The organism is Thalassospira sp. MCCC 1A02491 (assembly GCF_001613785.1).
Classification (GTDB): Bacteria; Pseudomonadota; Alphaproteobacteria; order Rhodospirillales; family Thalassospiraceae; genus Thalassospira; species Thalassospira povalilytica.
Genome location: NZ_LPVX01000021.1, coordinates 1 through 2,608, shown reverse-complemented (window position 1 = coordinate 2,608; position 2,608 = coordinate 1). Strand labels below are relative to the sequence as shown.

Annotated in this window: 3 protein-coding genes; all 3 read left to right on the top strand. The window is 55.4% G+C overall.

From position 1 onward, the window contains the following. On the top strand, positions 1-1,650 hold a 1,650-nt coding region (locus AUQ42_RS15900; protein ID WP_068518482.1), incomplete at its 5' end, for a VirB4 family type IV secretion system protein. Next, complete coding sequence (locus AUQ42_RS07530; protein ID WP_068518481.1) at positions 1,632-1,814, top strand: hypothetical protein; 183 nt, start codon at positions 1,632-1,634, stop codon at positions 1,812-1,814. The genes AUQ42_RS15900 and AUQ42_RS07530, both read left to right, overlap by 19 nt. Continuing rightward, positions 1,811-2,608, top strand: a 798-nt coding sequence (locus AUQ42_RS07525) for a hypothetical protein (protein WP_082817778.1), incomplete at its 3' end; no start/stop codon positions are given. The genes AUQ42_RS07530 and AUQ42_RS07525, both read left to right, overlap by 4 nt.

Below are 2,608 nucleotides of genomic sequence, written 5' to 3'. Positions count from 1 at the left end.
TCCGGCCATCTGATCGGCGAGATCCTCGCCCTGCAGGGCGATATCGAGATTTGCCAGATCTGTGATCCATGGGGCAGTGACCAGGCAATGCTGGTCAATAAACGCCGTATGGCTGGTGAGTCTAATTCATGGTTCGGTAATCCTGCAGCAGCAGCAGAAGTCTCAACGCTTTTAGATCTTCTGGCCGAAGGCAAAACAGCCCTCTTTGCCACGCAGTTTCAGATCATTCCGCGCGCAGAAACCGAGGAAAAACTCACAGCACTGATCCGCGAGATCACAGAGATCCTTGGCAACAAACGGATCGGCTATGCCGTGCAAACCAAGGGGGCACCTGTCTGCTGGTTTAACCGCTTGCCTGTCGTTTCCAAACGCAAGATCAGATTGCCTGGCAGTCAGTTCATGGCCCCGCTGGATCTGCGCGATCAGAACATCGCTGCCCTTTGGGCTTTGCCGCATTCGGCAACCGGCATGTTGGCCAGCCAGTTCGGCCCGGCACCCGTGCGCTGGTTTAAAACGCCAACCGGCCAGTCCTATGCATTCCAGTTTCAGGTGGTCAACAAGCCGTTCTCGCTTGGCAACTTTCTGGTCTTTGCACCCTCCGGGGTCGGTAAATCCACCCTGATCATGCATCTGATGGGTGGCCTTGCCAAGTTTGAGAATGTGCGGTCCTACATCTTTGATTCCAAGGAAGGCACGCGCTTCATGGTCGAAGCCATGGGCGGTCTTTATCAAGCCTATGATGGATTATCGCTCAACCCGTTGGATGTCGGGGAAGACACCCCAAAAAACCGTGAACGTGTTTATGCGATCCTCAAATCGCTGGCCGGGATTGATCTCGAAGACGGCGACATCGATGCGCTTAATCATGCCGTTGATTTGGCGTTTCAGATTGAGCCACCACATCGCACGCTCAATGCGATCTATCCCTTTGCCTTTGCCCGTCGCTCAGCCCTTCGGCGTGCCTTCGCCCAGTGGGTGACTGACGACAAGGGCAATACAGGTCTTCGTAGCCACATCTTCAACGCCCCGCATGACAGCCTCGGCGGCCTTCTGAACCAATCGCACATGGTTGGCATCAACATGAATGAGGCGCTGGCTGATCCGGCTCTAGGCGGGCCGGTGGTTGGTCATATCTCGGAGGCCATCAGTAAATCTGTTGCCGGGCGCAATGGTGGCTTTGTCATCTTCATTGATGAGGCAGCCAAGCTGCTTTCCAACCCCGGCTTCCGAGATCTCGGAGCCGAGATGTATCGCGAGTATCGCAAGCTTGGCGGTGCGGTTGGCATGGCGTTTCAGGATCCGGCAGGCTTGGGCAAAACCGGTGCCGCTGAAGCCATCATCGAAAACACCGCCACAATGATCTTCTTCCCGAACTCCAAGGTCACGGAAGAAAGCCTCAAGCCATTCAATCTCAATGAAGAGCAAAGGTTGTTTGTCCAGGGCCGCACGCGATCACGCAAGAAGAATGATCGACGGGTGCTGATCATCAAGCGCGACGAGGCCAGCGGCTTTGAGGAAAGCGCCATTCTCGATGTCGATCTGACACCGCTTGGCGATGCTGCGCGGTTCTACCGTTCCGGGCCGGATGCCAATAACGATCTGGCCACCATTCAACGCAAATGGGGGGACGCATGGCCAAGCCATCTGTGAGCAACTGCGATCACCCGGACATGATCAAACAATCCCTTTTAATGATGGCTGTAACCAGCCTCGTTGGTGCTGTCGGCCTGATTGCGATGATGTATTGGCCACTTGCTACCAGTGTCGTCCTGATCGTCATGCTTGTCCTTCTTCTGGCAGGAGGTCGATCATGAACAGGCGTCTTCGTTCTGTCGCTCTTGCGTTCGGGATTGTTCTGGCGACGCCGGCCATTGCCTATGCGACCTATCCGGTGATCGATGTGTCTGCCATTGCGAAGTTGGGTGAACAGCTCAGCAAGATGCAAAAGCAGATTGATCAGCTCAAACAGCATACTGAATGGCTGACCAAACTGAGCGCTCAAGCCCAGGGCACGATTGATGCCATCGGGGCCATGGGGCAGATCACCCTGCCAGTGCTAAACATGCAGAAGCTCACCAACCGGATCATGCGCGACATTCAATGTCTGACGCCGGATCTCTCTGGCCTGATGCCGGGCATGAATCTCGATGATCTCGACTTCTTTAGCATCTGCGAGGGTCGCAGCATCTATCGCAAGTCGCTTTGGTTTGATCCGAACGATCCTTCGACCTGGACTTTCCCGGAAGGCAGCGAGTTTGCTGGCAGCAACAATGGCTCAGGTTCCGGCAGCGGTGTCTGGTCCAATCCGGATCACCCGGTCAACAAAGCCAAATGGCAGGCCCAGCAGCAAGCCCGCGCCATGGTCGAAGCCAGACGTGAAGAATTGGCCAAAGATGCCGTTACAACCGGCTTGGCCCAGAGCGATCTGACCGTTCAAAGCGCAGAAGAAATTCAGCAGGCAATCGAAGAGCTCGAAGCTGGCACCAATGGTGCGGCGGATATGAAGCGCCTTCTGATGGCAATTGCCAAATGGATGGCGATGTCAAACCGCCAGCAGGTTCAACAACAGCAACTCATGGCGCAGCTGGTCAAGATCCAGTCGACCATG